The organism is Ruegeria sp. AM5 (genome assembly GCF_056540645.1).
In genome coordinates this window covers 21,357-38,014 of sequence record NZ_JBQFXC010000014.1, presented here as the reverse complement: position 1 = coordinate 38,014, position 16,658 = coordinate 21,357, and the positions used below count along the sequence as shown (strand labels likewise).

The following is a 16,658-nucleotide window of genomic DNA, read 5'->3' as shown; positions in this document are numbered from 1 at the left end:
AGAGATATACCTTATGACTACCTACAGGGTTACTATGAACGCTAAGGGGTTCCGGCTGTGTTTCCATACCTCGGTCACTTCCCAAAAAATCTTTGAACTTAAAACAAAGACCTCTTGAGCGTCGTACAATCACGTACTCGGCACGGATAAAGTTAATAGATTTGTTAAAGCCGTACTCTTGAACCCTTTACGTCTCAAACCTTCCTTCATTGCAAGGGTTTGAGCCGAAGCTAGTAAACCTATTGAGCGTCACAACTTTAGCGGGACTGCGTTGAAGCTTTACGATATTGTTCCCCGGATTAGTCGAAGAAATCAGCTCTTTTCCTTCTGAGGTGAAAAAGTAGCTATTTAAATCCTGTCCAGATAGTTCTTCCCAGCTGTTTTCATGCGGCAGCACCGCAACAACTCTTCCACTCCAGAAAGAAAGTAGCTCATTCAATTGTTGCGCAAAACACAACAAGCTCACCTCTCCATCGGTCGTTATAGAAGGTAGTGAGAAGAACTTGCTTTTTACCCCAGCTATACCACCGTGATCTACTTTCAATTCATTTGTTCGAGAGGGGACCATGATGTAGTCGCCCGTCGAAACACGAGAAACGGCTGAAATCTTCGCTCCACTTGAGGGCCAGTTGGTAAGAAGTAAGTCAGCTTTTAAGTAAGCTGCAGCACCCATAACACCGCTTTGAAACTCCTCTTCCGTTCGGAAAAGAGTGGTACCTTCTAAAGAGAACTTTCTAGTCGCAACATACTCCGAAAAAACCGCAAACAAGTCAGTTGTTGTAATCAGCACGGTCACTAGAGCAGGTAGGGTAACCTTACGGCTAAGTTTAATTTTCGGAAGTGTTCGGACTCTGCCGCCTAGGGCTTTTACCGCCTGCAACATTAGTAGCTCCAATTACACGCTGACGCGAGTTTGGGTAAAACCTTGTCTATGCCGCGAATATCGAAGTTAAGATCAAAGTCGCGTTTTCCTTGTTCAGCGAGGTTGATGGCGACCCGCTTCTTTCCTGCCAGATTCTTGAGAAAATTCCCGGCCCAACCTGAAACGAAGACAGCTGACTTGCTTTGCGCTATTGGCCAAAACTCAACCTTTTTCGCACCGTTTTCGACTTCCCAGACCACCATAGCAGCCTCACCACTCAACACCGGCTTTTCGCCAAAGTAGATAAAGGCTTCGGTTTTGTTGCCACTACACCTTGCACCCAGGTAAGGATACTCTCCGGTTCGATCCCACTCCTTGTCTGCAGGAATGGCCATCGCAAAGTAAGGTTTTCCGTTCTGATCGGTTTTCGACTGTACTTCCCATTTACCTGTGATTTCTTCGCCTGCAGGGCCAACGTCAGGCAATTCAGGTTCAAGAAACAGGAAGTCTGCGCATACGCTCTCAAAAAAATTTAGCGGAGCAGATGCAGAACTAAAAACTAGCCTAAGAAACTTTTCATTTTCCGCATTTTTTGAACGTACAAGACCAACATGGCCTTGGTTCAAGTTGCCACAGTCATCAAATGGCAATCCTAAGCCGCTCTTACTCGTTGTGAAGTGGTAGATCTTGGTGGAGTAGTCGAGATCTTCTGAACCAAATTTGTTCTCAGGCACAAAAGTGAGGTCGAGTTTTTCACCGTTGCTGAAAACCGCAAAATCCTCTCCGAGGATAACAGGACCAGCTGATTGCATGGCACCGGAGTCGGCGGGAGCAAGGGATATCGCACCATTAGCATTACTCACTACCGGAAGGCAGCTGATCGAAAGAGCAAGCAGAGTGTTGCGCATTACCTTAAGGGTGAGATTCATACGTTTTATCCCTCGACACAATAGTGGACCGGAACGCAACAAGTACTGTCAGTGGCTTTTTAAGGGCTTCGGAGACTAAATCCGAAACATGCATCACAAAGCAGGCCAGCAAGATGCCAACGTGCTTCTGATCTTTGGCCATTACTTGTAGATTTTGCTGCCTAGCCGCTCGTTTGTTTTCGGACACACAAAAAGCTTGGCGAGCAGTATAAGTCAACCCTAACATGCATGCCTTGAGGTTTTTGATGTCAGGGTAGCTTGTAAGCTATGAGACCGGCAATTTTATGAAATTAAAAAACTATTTTTCTTATTGTTCGGAGCGATATTGAGATTTTGTAGCTGAGATTGTCCGAAACCAATCATGGCATCAAACTGTAGTATTCTACCTTAGGCTGGAGTTAGCTCGTTCTCTTTTTGAAGGGTCGTGTTGTGCTAGTTAGATTTTTTCCATTCAAAATAGGCAAGGACAACTCGCTTCGATCGACGAACCGTCACTTCATATCTTAATAAATAATTCTGTTATTGAGGATTGCCCGACCTACTGGCGAGCCTTCAAAATGGACGCCCCTCACCGTTCTGTACCACACGATATGAGCACTAGCGTTAGTACGATCCATCTGCTCAAAACGACCCAATCCAACAAGGAATAATAACATCAACTAAACACCCTATTTTTTTAAAGCCAAATTTCTAATCCCCGCCCCCTTGTCTGCCCACAGAAAATTCTCCTGATGTCTAGAGCGAGGCATCATGTGCCAACGTTTCAGTTATTTGTAACATGCACAACCTACGTTGACGTTAGCAACATCGACGCATAAATGGGTACTGGAGGCAAATCGGATGGAGCCTAACCTTGTGAAGCAGTACGTCATCTACAAACGTGTAAGCACAGAAGATCAGGGCCGCTCTGGCTTAGGTCTGGCTGCACAGGACAGGGACATTGCGATTTTTCTTGAGACCTACTCAGCTGAACCCTTTGAAGTAATCGGTAACTTCACAGACATTCAGTCGGGTAAGAACGATGATAGGTCAGAGCTTCAGGAAGCTATGAAGTTGGCACGGATCACAGGTGCCGAATTACTCGTGGCTAAACTAGACCGCCTAAGTCGAAAGGTCTCTTTCATTGCGACATTGATGGACGACCCAAAGATCAAGCTTCGGGTCGCTTCCATGCCCAGCGCTGATAAGTTCCAACTGCATATCTATGCTGCTTTGGCGGAACAGGAACGAGAATTCATTTCAATTCGTACTAAGGCCGCACTTGCCGAAGCAAAGGCTAAAGGGGTTAAGCTTGGCGGGCTTCGGGACAAGACCAATAGGCGAAACCAAGAGGTTCAGCGTAGGGCCAAGGAAAGGGCCGATAGAGTCGCCAATGTGATTTTGCCACTAAGGAGTCAAGGGTTCAGCTTAAGGGCCATAGCGGACGCTCTGAACGCCTCTGGGGTGCCTACGGCTAGAGGTGGTAGCTGGCAAGCGTCACAGGTCAAGAGGACACTTGATAGATTGGATGTCTCTAGTGGTTTGTAATGAGCTACCGCCTTCAATCTCAGCTTCGTCTGTCTGAGGGTTTCCTGACCTGCTGTTCCTTATGAACCAAAACACGCCAAAATGATGCGCTAAGTTTGCGGCGGAAAGCTACCTATCGGCCCCAAATGTTCGCGCCTCCAAAGTTGTCCTCAGTTTATCCACAGCTAAAAAGCGAATTATGGGGATAACTGATGTTGAGAAGATACCATATATTGTTTTTTGATACCAGTAATTACCAGATATTGTGTTGAAATTGGTGATTGTTTCAGAATACGCTCATCATCTGTGTTGTGGCGCATATGCCGACACGCTACGTTGAATAGGTAAGACAAGACACCGATTCGCGGGGTCGCACTGGCGGCGGTGCAAGCCGTAGGCACGAGCAGAAGGAAAAATAAATGGTAACGATTGTTTGGGCGGCGCTCAATGCAATCTATTGGACAGGCAAAGTAATTTACCTTGTCCTAAAATCAGAAGACGACTGGCAGTAACACCAGTCGCCTTAACAGAAGGGGATCAGCGAAACAGAACTTGGCGGTTAGTTCGCTGGTCCCTACCTCTTACTACCAATTACTAGACTATTTTGTAAAACTGATAATTCCACAGATGGTGGATTCCTTGCCATAGTAAAGCTGACCACCTTCTGAGCAAGAAAGGCTTAGTTCCAGCTTAAGTTCATACTTAGCGGACCCAGTTCTAGTCGCCCCTCATGCTTTCGTACAAAGACCGTAGACTGTCTTGCCCCCCTTCGGTCTCTAAAGCTGACGCACCAAGGAAGACTTCGGCCTCCTTAGATGTACGAACTTGCACCCCAAAACTTTCGCTGTAAGCAAGCAGACGCGCTTCTTCATCAGTGAGTTTTGCCAAGAAGATTACATCGACGTCGTTCGGAATGCGTGAACATTTCTGAGAAACATCAATTCTGTGATCTTCACCGTTCACAACAATTTCGACAACTCCAAAATCACAAAGCTCGCTTTGCCGTCCTTGTGCTTCAATCACGGCAAAAAACATAAAACCGGCGTCTTTTGTATGAGCTAGCGCAACCTTATGACGCCCAAAAATTGAATCTCTGGTTCCACGGACATAGAGCATGTTACTCCGCATCTCTGTCCCCCACACGACATCTGTCACGCCTCCGGTGACCATACCATGTTCTCGGAGTTGGTCTTCATTCAACTCAAGAATTGTATCGCTTGCCACACCTGCTGAAAGGCTGAGGAAACTAAGAGGAACGCCCATTTTGTCCAGAAACTCTGCTATTCCGGCTGAGAGTTCTTGAGATTTTTCTACGTTCTCCGGTACCGGGTTTTTGTATGCGAAGCGGTGTACTCCGAACTTTGAACCACGGGTAAAGTGTCTTAAGCGTCCCCCGGCATACATAAGGGTAGCGGCACTCATGCATACGCCAGCAGTCAGCGTTCTAGGCACCAAAAGTGCATCGCCATTATTTGGTTCGAGAACATAACTGCCTATGGCGGTTTCGAGTTGATAGGCTCGAATTACACATCCAAGTTTAATACCTTCCTCAGCGTCTCCACCCGGCGAATTTATGTATACGGTTGTGCTTGGCGGGACATTAACAGCTTCGATAAGTTTGAGCAGTCGGTCGGCATCACCTCTAACGATAGGACCGAATGCGTTTAGGTGACGAAAACCACCAAGCAGTTTTTCGAGTTCTGTTTGTTCATCTGTGTACTCAAATTGCACACCGACCCCCAAGACTATTAACTGTTTCTATCGTTCGCCACTACAACCTAAGGAATATCGGGGACAAGGGGCAGTTGCTTGAATACGTCACAGGCTCAGGCGGTACACCATAGGCTTGTGGATCACCAATACCGATAAATTCGCTATTCTGAATGTAATCTTTGTTATTTGAAGCGAGACATGACCTTAATCGTTCCGTTTTCATCGAAGATGTCGGCATTAAAAACCTATATGCCCTGAAAACTCTGAATGGTGACACAAAGAGTGACACAAGCCGTTTTGCCGTTGACTTAAGGTGCTGTAAACAAATAAAAACACACCCACATTAAACGGTAAACAATCCTGCCGGGGTCGCCAAGCTTTTCTGAACGTACGCGATTAAATGCGTTACAGACCAAGCGTTCTAATTCTCTGCCCTTTGGGTGACGAAGGAATTATACCCTCGTCACTTCTTGCCGGGTGTGCCGTCGAATTTCTTTTCGATGTCGCTCCAACAGTCGATGTAGTCGTCCTGCAGCGGTGCCTCATTGGCGGCGAACGCTGTGAGATGCTGCGGAAAGCGGGTTTCGAACATGAAGGACATGGTGTTCTCCAGTTTGTCTGGCCCCAGGTTTGAATTCGATGCTTTTTCAAAGGCTTCGCGATCCGGGCCGTGGGGCAGCATCATATTGTGCAGGCTCATACCGCCGGGAATAAAGCCCTGCGGTTTCGCATCATATTGGCCGTAAATATTGCCCATCAGTTCGGACATGATGTTCTTGTGGTACCAGGGCGGACGGAAGGTATCTTCCATGACCATCCAGCGCTCGCGGAACAGAACAAAGTCGATATTTGCGGTGCCGGGCTGGCCTGAAGGTGCGGTTAGAACGGTGAAAATCGACGGATCCGGATGATCGAACAGGATGGCTCCGACCGGGCAATATGTACGCAGGTCGTATTTGACGGGTGCATAGTTGCCGTGCCACGCCACCACGTCCAGCGGGCTGTGACCGATTTTGGTCTGGTGAAACTGACCGCACCATTTGACGGTCACGGTTGAGGGCACTTCGCGGTCCTCAAACGCCGCGACCGGTGCTTTGAAATCACGCGGGTTGGCCATGCAGTTGGCGCCGATCGGGCCGCGGCCAGGCAGTTCGAATTTCTGGCCGTAGTTTTCGCACACGAACCCGCGCGCAGGGCCTTCCACAACTTCGACCCGGTAGACAAGGCCGCGTGGAATGATAGCGATTTCCTTGGGTTCTAGGTCGATGATCCCTAATTCGGTGTAGAATCTCAGAACGCCCTCTTGCGGCACCACCAGCAGCTCGGAGTCAGCCGAGAAGAAGTAATCATCCTGCATTGAAGTATTCACCATATAGATATGGCTGGCCATCCCGACCTGAGTGTTCACATCCCCGGCAGTGGTCATGGTGTGCATGCCCGTGACCCAGGTTGTCTGTTCACCGGTATGGGGCACCGGGTCCCAGCGGTACTGTCCCAAGCTGACAACGTCAGGATCGACATTGGGCGCTGATTTCCAATAGGGAACATCGATTTTTTCATAGCGATGTGAATGCTTTACTGACGGGCGGATACGATAGCACCAGGTGCGCTCGTTCTGGTGCGAGGGTGCCGTAAACGCAGTGCCTGAAAGCTGCTCTCCATAGAGGCCGTAATTGCATTTCTGCGGGCTGTTCATACCCTGGGGCAGAGCATCAGGAAGCGCTTCGGTTTCGTAATCGTTGCCAAAGCCCGGCATGTACCCTTCGTGCGGCCCTTTCAAGGATGGGGCAACTGTCATGCGTTCATTCTTGGTCAGCTCATTCATTTTGCACGTTCCTTCCGGACAGATACGATCGAATTTAATGGGTGTGGTAATAGTTGACTTTGTAACTAACAAGCGCGACGGGAAGGTATCTTCAAAAAAGATGAGTTTGATTTGCAGGAAATTGCCATAGCCTTGCACCATGTCCTTCTTCGACTGGCAAAAGGTAGTGCAACAGAGATTATTAATTCCGGTACCTGCGGGTCGATTCTCGGGGTCAAACAAAGAAATTGACTCAGACAGGCCAAACCAGCCTGATTGTACATCGGTCAAGTGACCGGAAGTGCCAGGGGTTCAAATTTTATGGAAATTTTGGTGCCCAGGAGAGGACTCGAACCTCCACGTCCATACGGACACTAGCACCTGAAGCTAGCGCGTCTACCAATTCCGCCACCTGGGCAGGTGTCGTGGAGGGGCGTTTAAGCTGACTGGCAGGGGGCGTCAACCAGATTCGGGGGTGTTTTTGAAAGTTTTTTGATGCGTGCCCCAACTTCTGGTTCACGCGACGGATTTTCAGAGAAGCGCGGCGTTATTGCGCCTTGTTCGACGGGCTCGTGGGCGCTAGATCAATTCAGACCAAGACAGCAGGAGCGCCATCATGTCGAAACTCGTCACGATTTACGGTGGATCGGGCTTTGTTGGCCGATATATCGCGCGGCGTATGGCTGCCGAAGGCTGGCGTGTCCGCGTCGCTGTGCGGCGGCCCAATGAAGCGATGTTCGTCAGACCCTATGGCGCGGTTGGTCAGGTCGAGCCTATCTTGTGCAATATCCGTGATGACGCCTCGGTCGCTGCAGCGATGCATGGTGTGGACGCCGTGGTGAATTGCGTCGGCGTATTGAATGAGCTGGGCAAGAATGCGTTCGACGCAGTGCAGGCCGAAGGTGCCGAACGGATCGCCCGGCTGGCGGCCGCTCAGGGTATTGACCGCATGGTTCATATCTCGGCCATCGGTGCGGATCCCGAATCCGACAGCCAATATGCACGCACCAAAGCGCAGGGCGAGGCGGGCGTTTTGCAACACATGCCGGGTGCCGTCATTCTGCGCCCATCAGTCATTTTCGGCACCGAAGACCAGTTTTTCAACCGCTTCGCAGGAATGACGCGGATGAGCCCGTTCCTGCCGCTTGTTGGGGCGGAAACGAAATTTCAACCTGTCTATGTCGATGATGTTGCGCAAGCGGCAGTTCAGGGCGTTCTGGGCAAAGCTTCTGCCGGTGTTTATGAACTGGGCGGGCCAGAGGTAAAGAGTTTCCGCGCCTTGATGCAGCAGATGCTCGACGTAATTCATCGCCGCCGGATCATCATCGGGATGCCTTTCTGGGCGGCGAAAATCATGGCGGGTGTGTTGGATATCGCGAAGTTCGTCAGTTTTCAGTTGTTTCCGAACAATATCCTGACTCGTGACCAACTTAAGAATCTGCGGCGCGATAATGTGGTGGCGGATGACGCTAAAGGTTTTTCGGACCTCGGGATCGAGCCCGCAACGTTGGAGTCGGTTCTGCCAGAATATCTGTGGAAATTCCGCCCCGCGGGTCAGTATGACGATATTCAGAACTCGGCCAAGAACCTGCGCATCTGATCAGCTATAGGCGATCATTAGCAGTATTGCTCCGAGGATGACCCGGTAGATCACATAGGGTGTGAAACTGACGCTGCGCAGAAGCCGCATCATCAGGTTAAGCGCGAGCAGAGCCGAAACAAAGGCGAAGGCTGCGGCAATCGCGCCGTCCTTGGCCAGCTGTGTATCCGCCTCACGGACGACATCGATCGAAAGCAGGACGCCCGAAGCGATGATCGTAGGTATCGACATCAGCATGGCAATCCGCGCACCATCTTCGCGTGTATAGCCAAGCTGACGAGCGCCTGTGATCGTAATCCCCGAGCGTGAAGTCCCCGGGATTAAGGCCAACATCTGCCACAGCCCCATGATCATTGCGTCCTTTAAGCCCCAGTCCGAACTACGTTTGGTTTGTACCCCCTTTTGATCCATCCAATACAGCACCAACCCGAAGCCAAGCATCGCCCATCCGATGACGGCGACTGAACGCAGAGCCTGCTCAAGCCCCGTCAGGTACACGATCCCGCCCGCAATGACTGTCGGAATCGTGGCGATGACCAAGCCCAGTGCCAACCGCGCCTGAGGCGTCTCAATTCGTCCTCGGATAATTTGTGGTATCCCGGCTAGGGCTTGTTTCACATCTGACCAGAAATAAAGAATAACCGCGCCAAGTGTTCCTACATGGACGGCGACATCGATTACCAGGCCTTGATCAACCGCGCCAGTCAGGCGGGGCAACAGGATCAGGTGCCCGGATGAAGATACAGGCAAGAATTCGGTGACGCCCTGAATGATCGCCACAAGAATCAAGTGAAAAAGGCTCATCTGCTCTGCCGGTACCGTGCTCGTTTTGTTGAGAACAATGGGTATAAGCGGGCAACGGGAAAGTGAAGTGCTCAGATAGGTCCGAATCGGAACTAAAAACACGACAAATTTCTCTGAAAAAACATCGAGCGATGCAGTTTTCTCAATATAGGTCAGTATTATTGACTTTTCATCCAGAATGACATCACTTAAAGAACCCTGACCAAGCCAATTCATGGAGTCTGACCCGTGGCCAAGCAACCGATGCTGAAATTTGTGCAGATCGATCGTGTCATGCCTGAAAAGCGTGCCGCCAGTGACCGCAAAGAGGACTTCGATGAAATCTATGCCGAGTACGCCGCGGAGAAGGCGGCCGAACAGGCCAGCCGATGCAGCCAGTGCGGAGTGCCCTATTGCCAGTCCCATTGTCCGCTGCACAACAATATCCCTGATTGGCTGAACCTGACGGCAACCGGGCGGTTGGAAGAGGCGTATCAAACAAGCCAGGCTACCAACACTTTCCCTGAAATCTGCGGCCGCATCTGCCCACAGGACCGTCTGTGCGAAGGCAATTGCGTGATCGAGCAATCGGGCCACGGTACGGTCACCATCGGCTCGATCGAGAAATACATTACCGATACAGCCTGGGACAAAGGCTGGGTCAAACCCGTTCAGCCTCGTGCCGAGCGCGACGAAAGCGTGGGTATCATTGGCGGTGGTCCCGGAGGATTGGCAGCGGCGGATATGCTGCGCCGGGCGGGTATTCAGGTCACGGTCTATGATCGATATGACCGTGCGGGGGGGCTGCTGATGTACGGCATTCCCGGTTTCAAGCTGGAAAAGGATATCGTCCAACGCCGAAATGACCTGCTGGCAGATGGTGGTGTTGCATTTGAGCTGAACTGCGATGTGGACGCCGCGAAATTCGCGGAAATCCACGCGAAACATGATGCGGTGATTATTGCAACGGGCGTCTACAAATCCCGTGATCTGTCCATGCCCGGCAGCGGTCTGGGTGGGATTGAAAAGGCGATCGATTTTCTGACAGCCTCGAATCGCAAAAGTTTTGGCGATGCGGTTGATGACTTCGACAATGGCCGCCTGAACGCGGAAGGTAAGAAAGTGGTCGTCATCGGCGGGGGTGATACCGCGATGGATTGCGTGCGCACGTCGATTCGTCAGGGTGCGACGTCGGTCAAATGCCTCTATCGCCGCGACCGCGCCAATATGCCGGGCTCGCAGCGTGAAACCCAGAATGCCGAGGAAGAAGGCGTGATCTTCGAATGGCTTAGCGCACCCAAAGGCTTTACCGGCGATGAGCAAGTAAACGGTGTCATGGTGCAGAAGATGCGTCTGGGCCAGCCCGATGCCTCGGGCCGTCAGGCTCCCGAAGTGATTGAGGGCGCAGACTATGTCGAAGAGGCCGATCTGGTGATCAAGGCGCTTGGCTTCGAACCCGAAGACCTGCCCACCTTATTCGGCCAACCTGATCTGCCTGTGACCCGCTGGGGTACAATCAAAGCTGCGTTCCAGACCGGTGCAACCGAGATGGAGGGCGTTTATGCCATCGGCGACATCGTGCGCGGTGCTTCGCTGGTGGTCTGGGCGATCCGTGACGGGCGCGATTGCGCAGATGCCATAATTGAGCGTTTTAACGCCAAATCCGCCATCGCAGCCGAGTGAAACAAAACGCAAAAGCAATTCGAAAAATCCCAGCGGGTATGCGTTCGAAAGCGAACGACGACAGATGAACAAAAGCCTGTGTGCCCCCTTGGGAAGAAGGAGACAGCCAATGACCAAATATGATGCCGATTGGGTGCGGGCCGAAGAAGCCAAGCGCAAATGGATGGCAGAAAACGGTCTCTATTCAGAGGAAGAAGAACATTCCTCGTGCGGTGTGGGCCTTGTTGTGTCCGTCGATGGTAAGCCGTCACGCAAGGTGGTGGATGCCGGGATCGATGCGCTAAAGGCAATCTGGCATCGCGGCGCGGTGGATGCGGACGGTAAAACCGGGGATGGCGCAGGTATCCATGTGCAGATCCCTGTCCCATTCTTCTATGATCAGATTCGTCGCACGGGTCATGAACCAAACTTGGATGAACTGGTTGCTGTCGGTCAGGTTTTCCTGCCCCGCACGGATTTTGGCGCGCAGGAACAGTGCCGGACCATCGTGGAAACCGAAGTTTTACGCATGGGTTACTATATTTATGGCTGGCGACATGTGCCGGTTGATGTGACCTGTCTGGGCGAAAAGGCCAACGCGACCCGGCCCGAGATCGAGCAAATTCTGATCTCGAACTCCAAAGGCGTGGATGAAGAGACATTCGAGCGTGAGCTCTATGTCATTCGTCGCCGTATTGAAAAAGCGGCGCTGGCCGCAGGAATCTCGGGGCTGTATCTGGCATCGCTGTCTTGCCGGTCGATCATCTACAAAGGCATGATGCTGGCCGAGCAGGTCGCTGTTTTCTACCCCGACCTGATGGATGAGCGGTTCGAGTCCGCTTTTGCCATTTACCACCAGCGCTATTCGACCAACACGTTCCCGCAATGGTGGCTGGCCCAGCCCTTCCGTATGTTGGCCCACAACGGTGAGATCAACACGCTGAAAGGCAACATCAACTGGATGAAAAGCCACGAGATCCGCATGACCTCGGATAGCTTTGGCGTCTATGCCGAGGATATCAAACCGATCATAGCGGGCGGATCGTCGGATTCCGCCGCATTAGACTCGGTATTCGAGGTCTTGGTGCGTGCGGGGCGCTCGGCGCCGATGGCGAAAACCATGCTGGTTCCGGAAAGCTGGTCCAAGCAAGCTATCGAGCTGCCGCAAAGCTGGCGCGACATGTATTCCTACTGCAATTCAGTGATGGAACCTTGGGATGGCCCTGCTGCGCTGGCAATGACGGATGGCCGCTGGGTGTGTGCCGGTTTGGATCGGAATGGTCTGCGCCCGATGCGCTATGTGGTAACCGGCGATGGTCTGGTCATCGCGGGGTCCGAGGCGGGTATGGTGCCGATTGATGAGGCCACCGTGACCGAAAAAGGCGCGCTGGGACCGGGCCAGATGCTGGCTGTCGATATGAAAAAGGGCAAGCTGTTCCGCGACAAGCAGATCAAGGACAAACTGGCCCGAGCACTGCCGTTTGGCGACTGGGTCGGCAAGATCAACGATCTGGACGAGTCACTTGCGGGCGTGACGGAACACCCGAAATTCACCGGAGAAGAACTGCGCAAGCGTCAGATCGCGGCCGGGTATTCTGTAGAAGACCTAGAACAGATTCTTGCCCCGATGGCAGAGGACGGCAAAGAGGCGCTGGCTTCGATGGGGGATGATACGCCCTCGGCTGTTCTGTCCAAGCAATACCGCCCGCTCAGCCACTTTTTCCGGCAGAACTTCAGCCAGGTGACGAACCCTCCGATCGACAGTTTGCGTGAATACCGTGTGATGTCGCTGAAGACGCGGTTCGGCAACCTTAAGAACGTGCTGGACGAAGACAGCAGCCAGACCGAGATCATCGTTCTGGAAAGCCCCTTTGTCGGCAATGCACAATGGGACACCCTGGTCAATCAACTGGGTTCACCCCTTGCGGAGATCGATTGTAGCTTTGAACCCGGCCGAGGCGCTCTGAGCGCCGCCTTGGCACGTGTTAGAGCCGAAGCAGAAGAAGCCGTGCGCTCGGGCGCGGGTCACTTGGTTCTGTCTGACATGAATTCAGGGCAAGGTCGTGTGGCGATGCCGATGATCCTGGCCACCAGTGCTGTGCATTCGCATTTGACCCGTCAGGGTTTGCGGACCTTTTGTTCGCTGAACGTGCGGTCTGCTGAATGTGTTGATCCTCACTACTTTGCGGTTCTGATCGGCTGTGGCGCGACTGTTGTGAACGCCTATCTGGCCGAAGATTCACTGGCTGATCGCATTGACCGTGGTCTGCTGGACGGCACCCTGACCGAAAACGTTGCTCGCTATCGCGAAGCCATCGACCAGGGTCTGCTGAAGATCATGGCCAAGATGGGTATTTCGGTGATCTCGTCCTATCGCGGTGGTCTGAATTTCGAAGCCGTGGGTCTCAGCCGCGCGATGGTGGCCGAGTATTTCCCGGGTATGACCAGTCGTATCTCCGGCATCGGTGTCACCGGCATTCAGACCAAAGTCGAAGAAATTCATGCCAAGGCGTGGGACAGCGGTCTGGATGTTCTGCCCATCGGAGGTTTCTACAAAGCGCGTAAATCGGGTGAGACCCACGCGTGGGAAGCAACCTCAATGCACATGATGCAAATGGCCTGTAACCGCGCCTCATATGAGCTGTGGAAACAGTATTCGGCCAAGATGCAGTCCAATCCTCCGATTCACTTGCGCGATCTGATGGATTTCAAGCCGCTGGGCAAGCCGGTGCCGATCGAAGAGGTCGAATCGATCACTTCAATCCGCAAACGCTTTGTCACTCCAGGCATGTCGCTGGGCGCCCTAAGCCCCGAGGCGCACAAGACACTGAACGTGGCGATGAACCGGATTGGCGCGAAGTCGGATTCCGGCGAAGGTGGTGAAGACCCGGCGCATTTTGTGCCTGAACCCAACGGTGACAACCCGTCGGCCAAGATCAAACAGGTGGCCTCGGGCCGGTTCGGCGTGACCGCCGAATACCTGAACCAGTGCGAAGAGCTTGAGATCAAGGTCGCCCAAGGCGCGAAGCCTGGTGAGGGCGGTCAGCTGCCGGGAATGAAAGTCACAGACCTGATCGCGCGTCTGAGGCATTCTACCAAGGGCGTTACGCTGATCTCGCCGCCGCCGCACCACGACATCTACTCGATCGAGGATTTGGCGCAGCTGATCTATGACCTGAAACAGATCAACCCGCGCTGCAAAGTGACGGTTAAGCTGGTGGCGTCCTCGGGCGTTGGCACGATTGCTGCCGGTGTGGCCAAGGCGAAAGCGGATATTATCCTTATTTCGGGTCACAATGGCGGCACTGGGGCCTCACCTGCGACCAGCATCAAATATGCCGGCCTGCCATGGGAAATGGGCCTGACCGAAGCCCATCAGGTTCTGGCGATGAACAACCTGCGCGACCGTGTGACTCTGCGGACGGATGGTGGCCTGCGCACCGGTCGTGACATCGTCATGGCCGCGATGATGGGCGCTGAGGAATACGGCATCGGTACCGCCGCCCTGATCGCAATGGGCTGTATTATGGTGCGTCAGTGCCAGTCGAACACCTGTCCGGTGGGCGTGTGTACGCAGGACGAATCGTTGCGTGCCAAGTTTACTGGCAACGCGGACAAGGTGGTGAACCTGATCACCTTCTACGCACAGGAAGTGCGAGAACTGCTGGCTAGCCTCGGCGCACGTTCGATTGACGAAATCATCGGTCGTGCTGATCTGCTAGCACAGGTCAGCCGCGGATCGGCGCATCTGGATGATCTGGACCTCAACCCGCTGTTGATCACCGTCGATGGCGCACATGATATCGTCTACAACCGCGACAAGGATCGTAATGCAGTGCCGGATACGCTGGATGCCGAGATTGTGCGCGATGCAGCACGGTTCCTGAAAGACGGTGAGAAGATGCAACTATCTTACGCGGTGCAGAACACGCATCGGACCGTGGGTACACGTGTCTCAAGCCACATCGTCCAGAATTTCGGCATGCGGAACACGTTCCAGGACGATCACTTGCATGTGAAGCTGCAGGGTTCGGCGGGCCAGTCGCTGGGGGCTTTTGCCGCTCCAGGTCTCAAGCTGGAGGTCTCGGGTGATGCCAACGACTATGTCGGCAAGGGGCTTTCGGGCGGCATGATTGTTGTGCGACCCCCGCAGGTGAGCCCGCTCAAGGCGGAATATAACACCATCATTGGCAACACCGTCCTATACGGTGCCACCGATGGCCACCTATTTGCAGCAGGCCGCGCAGGTGAGCGGTTCGCGGTGCGAAATTCAGGTGCCAGAGTGGTGATCGAAGGCTGCGGCTCGAACGGGTGTGAATACATGACCGGCGGCATTGCGGTTATTCTCGGCGATATCGGTGCTAACTTTGGTGCGGGGATGACGGGTGGTATGGCTTATCTGTACGACCCCGAAGGCAAGGCCGAAGCGCTGATGAACATGGAGACGCTTGTCACCTGTCCGGTGACAGTGGACCATTGGGAAGATCAGCTGAAAGCAATGATCGAGCGCCATGTCGCGGAAACCAATAGCCGCAAAGCCATTGATATCTTACAGCATTGGGATGTGGAAAAGACCAACTTCCTGCAGGTTTGCCCGAAAGAGATGTTGAACAAGCTCAGTCATCCTCTGACCACCGAGGTGGCGGCGGTTCCTGCAGAATAGGTCTTGAGAGATCTAAATCTTTGGCCCGGCGTGTCGTTCCCAACACGCCGGGTATTCTTTTGTCTGGCCATATTGTTTCCAATTCTTGTGTAATGCCGTGCATAACGCCTAGCTTTAGTCATAGTTTATTCGGGAAATGCAGGCATGCTGCTATCCCAATGATGTGAGTGAAGTGGAATATCGGTGTGCCCACGACGTATACAGACCAGTTTTTTGTGCTCGACCCGGCCAATCCGGGTGCGAACGGAACCGTTGTTGGATCCACGCTGAACGTCGAGTTCTTTGATATCATCGATCAGAATGACGATGATCTGGTCAACCGGCTGAATGGAGACTCGGTTGACGGATCTGACATCACTGCGTCTTACTTCGATGATATGGTGACGATCGAGTTGCCGGGTGGTGCGCAGGTTACATATACCGGCGTTACCTTCTACCTTGCTGACGGGCGCGAGGTTTTTACCCCAACAGACGGATCGGTTCTGCAGCAAGGCACGTTTGTTTCTTCTTCAGTCACCGATTTTAGCGATGATGGGGCTTCGTTTGGTTCGGTCGATATCGCCAACGGTGATCTCGGTCCGCCCTGCTTTACGCCCGGCACATTGATTAATACCCCCGATGGGCCCCGACCGGTCGAGGACCTGAAACTTGGAGATCTGGTTACGACCGCGGATAGCGGCGCTAAACCTGTGCTCTGGATTGGTCGGACCAAGGTAGCAGCCGAGGGTAAACTGGCCCCAATTCGGTTCGAGACAGGGATGTTCGGGCTCACGCGCCCTCTGCTTGTTTCGCCGCAGCACAGGATGCTGATCGATGATTGGCGTGCACCCTACCTGTTTGGCCATGAAGAAGTTCTGATCGCTGCCCATTGTCTTGTGAACGGAACAACAGTCACGCGTGTCGAAGGGGGCGAGGTGGATTATATCCACATTCTGTTCCGGCGACATGAGATCGTGTTCACCAATGGCGCCAAAAGTGAAAGCTACTACCCGGGACATGCACTGACCCAGGCCGAGCGTCGGACGCAAGCAGAAGTATTGGCCTTGTTCCCGGAGTTGGCGGCGCGCGGAGCAGCCTCAGTCAGAACTGCACGCCCGGTTGTGCGACCGCGCGACGGACAGATGTTGTCGAAATAA

General features: G+C 53.0%; 10 protein-coding genes and 1 tRNA gene. 5 read left to right on the top strand and 6 right to left on the bottom strand.

Features of this window, described 5'->3' with window-relative positions:
• Positions 1–187: 187 nt before the first annotated feature.
• A complete protein-coding gene (locus tag ACR0AH_RS19455; RefSeq protein ID WP_480593334.1) occupies positions 188–883 on the bottom strand; it encodes a hypothetical protein in 696 nt (231 codons plus the stop codon).
• Positions 883–1,791: a hypothetical protein gene (locus tag ACR0AH_RS19450; RefSeq protein WP_480593332.1), complete on the bottom strand. Its 909-nt coding sequence runs from the start codon at positions 1,789–1,791 to the stop codon at positions 883–885. Before ACR0AH_RS19450 ends, ACR0AH_RS19455 begins: the two co-directional genes overlap by 1 nt.
• 840 nt (positions 1,792–2,631) lie before the next feature.
• Between ACR0AH_RS19450 and ACR0AH_RS19445 the strand changes: the two genes are divergently transcribed.
• Positions 2,632–3,318 carry a recombinase family protein gene (locus ACR0AH_RS19445; RefSeq protein ID WP_480593330.1) on the top strand — a complete coding sequence of 229 codons (687 nt, stop codon included), beginning with the start codon at positions 2,632–2,634 and terminating at the stop codon, positions 3,316–3,318.
• A gap of 696 nt (positions 3,319–4,014) precedes the next feature.
• Here ACR0AH_RS19445 and ACR0AH_RS19440 read toward each other — a convergent pair.
• The 3 genes from ACR0AH_RS19440 to ACR0AH_RS19430 all read right to left on the bottom strand — a co-directional run bounded on the left by ACR0AH_RS19440 (position 4,015) and on the right by ACR0AH_RS19430 (position 7,232).
• Positions 4,015–5,028: a COG3904 family protein gene (locus ACR0AH_RS19440; RefSeq protein WP_480593328.1), complete on the bottom strand. Its 1,014-nt coding sequence runs from the start codon at positions 5,026–5,028 to the stop codon at positions 4,015–4,017.
• Positions 5,029–5,473: 445 nt separating this feature from the next.
• Positions 5,474–6,835 carry a homogentisate 1,2-dioxygenase gene (gene hmgA, locus ACR0AH_RS19435; protein WP_370644329.1) on the bottom strand — a complete coding sequence of 454 codons (1,362 nt, stop codon included), beginning with the start codon at positions 6,833–6,835 and terminating at the stop codon, positions 5,474–5,476.
• A gap of 310 nt (positions 6,836–7,145) precedes the next feature.
• Positions 7,146–7,232: transfer RNA gene (locus tag ACR0AH_RS19430), tRNA-Leu, on the bottom strand.
• A gap of 198 nt (positions 7,233–7,430) precedes the next feature.
• On the opposite strand from ACR0AH_RS19430, the gene ACR0AH_RS19425 reads away from it, so the two are divergent.
• Positions 7,431–8,414, top strand: a complete 984-nt coding sequence (locus ACR0AH_RS19425) for a complex I NDUFA9 subunit family protein (protein ID WP_480593326.1) — start codon at positions 7,431–7,433, stop codon at positions 8,412–8,414.
• Here the strand turns inward: ACR0AH_RS19425 and ACR0AH_RS19420 are convergent, their stop codons facing one another.
• Positions 8,415–9,218 (bottom strand): undecaprenyl-diphosphate phosphatase, encoded by an 804-nt coding sequence (locus ACR0AH_RS19420; RefSeq protein WP_480593324.1) that lies wholly within the window; start codon positions 9,216–9,218, stop codon positions 8,415–8,417.
• Positions 9,219–9,446: 228 nt separating this feature from the next.
• On the opposite strand from ACR0AH_RS19420, the gene ACR0AH_RS19415 reads away from it, so the two are divergent.
• From ACR0AH_RS19415 to ACR0AH_RS19405, 3 genes are all read left to right on the top strand, one after another.
• Positions 9,447–10,880 carry an NAD(P)-dependent oxidoreductase gene (locus tag ACR0AH_RS19415; protein ID WP_170466699.1) on the top strand — a complete coding sequence of 478 codons (1,434 nt, stop codon included), beginning with the start codon at positions 9,447–9,449 and terminating at the stop codon, positions 10,878–10,880.
• 109 nt (positions 10,881–10,989) lie between these two features.
• A complete protein-coding gene (gltB, locus tag ACR0AH_RS19410; protein WP_480593322.1) occupies positions 10,990–15,522 on the top strand; it encodes a glutamate synthase large subunit in 4,533 nt (1,510 codons plus the stop codon).
• Positions 15,523–15,689: 167 nt separating this feature from the next.
• On the top strand, positions 15,690–16,658 hold the full coding sequence (locus ACR0AH_RS19405) for a Hint domain-containing protein (RefSeq protein ID WP_480593320.1): 969 nt from the start codon (positions 15,690–15,692) through the stop codon (positions 16,656–16,658).

Excerpts from the sequence above, each read along its gene's own strand:
- ACR0AH_RS19455 (WP_480593334.1), bottom strand. The coding sequence starts at position 883 with ATGTTGCAGGCGGTAAAAGCCCTAGGCGGCAGAGTCCGAACACTTCCG.
- ACR0AH_RS19450 (WP_480593332.1), bottom strand. The coding sequence starts at position 1,791 with ATGAATCTCACCCTTAAGGTAATGCGCAACACTCTGCTTGCTCTTTCG.
- ACR0AH_RS19445 (WP_480593330.1), top strand. The coding sequence starts at position 2,632 with ATGGAGCCTAACCTTGTGAAGCAGTACGTCATCTACAAACGTGTAAGC.
- hmgA (WP_370644329.1), bottom strand. The coding sequence starts at position 6,835 with ATGAATGAGCTGACCAAGAATGAACGCATGACAGTTGCCCCATCCTTG.
- ACR0AH_RS19425 (WP_480593326.1), top strand. The coding sequence starts at position 7,431 with ATGTCGAAACTCGTCACGATTTACGGTGGATCGGGCTTTGTTGGCCGA.
- ACR0AH_RS19420 (WP_480593324.1), bottom strand. The coding sequence starts at position 9,218 with ATGAGCCTTTTTCACTTGATTCTTGTGGCGATCATTCAGGGCGTCACC.
- gltB (WP_480593322.1), top strand. The coding sequence starts at position 10,990 with ATGACCAAATATGATGCCGATTGGGTGCGGGCCGAAGAAGCCAAGCGC.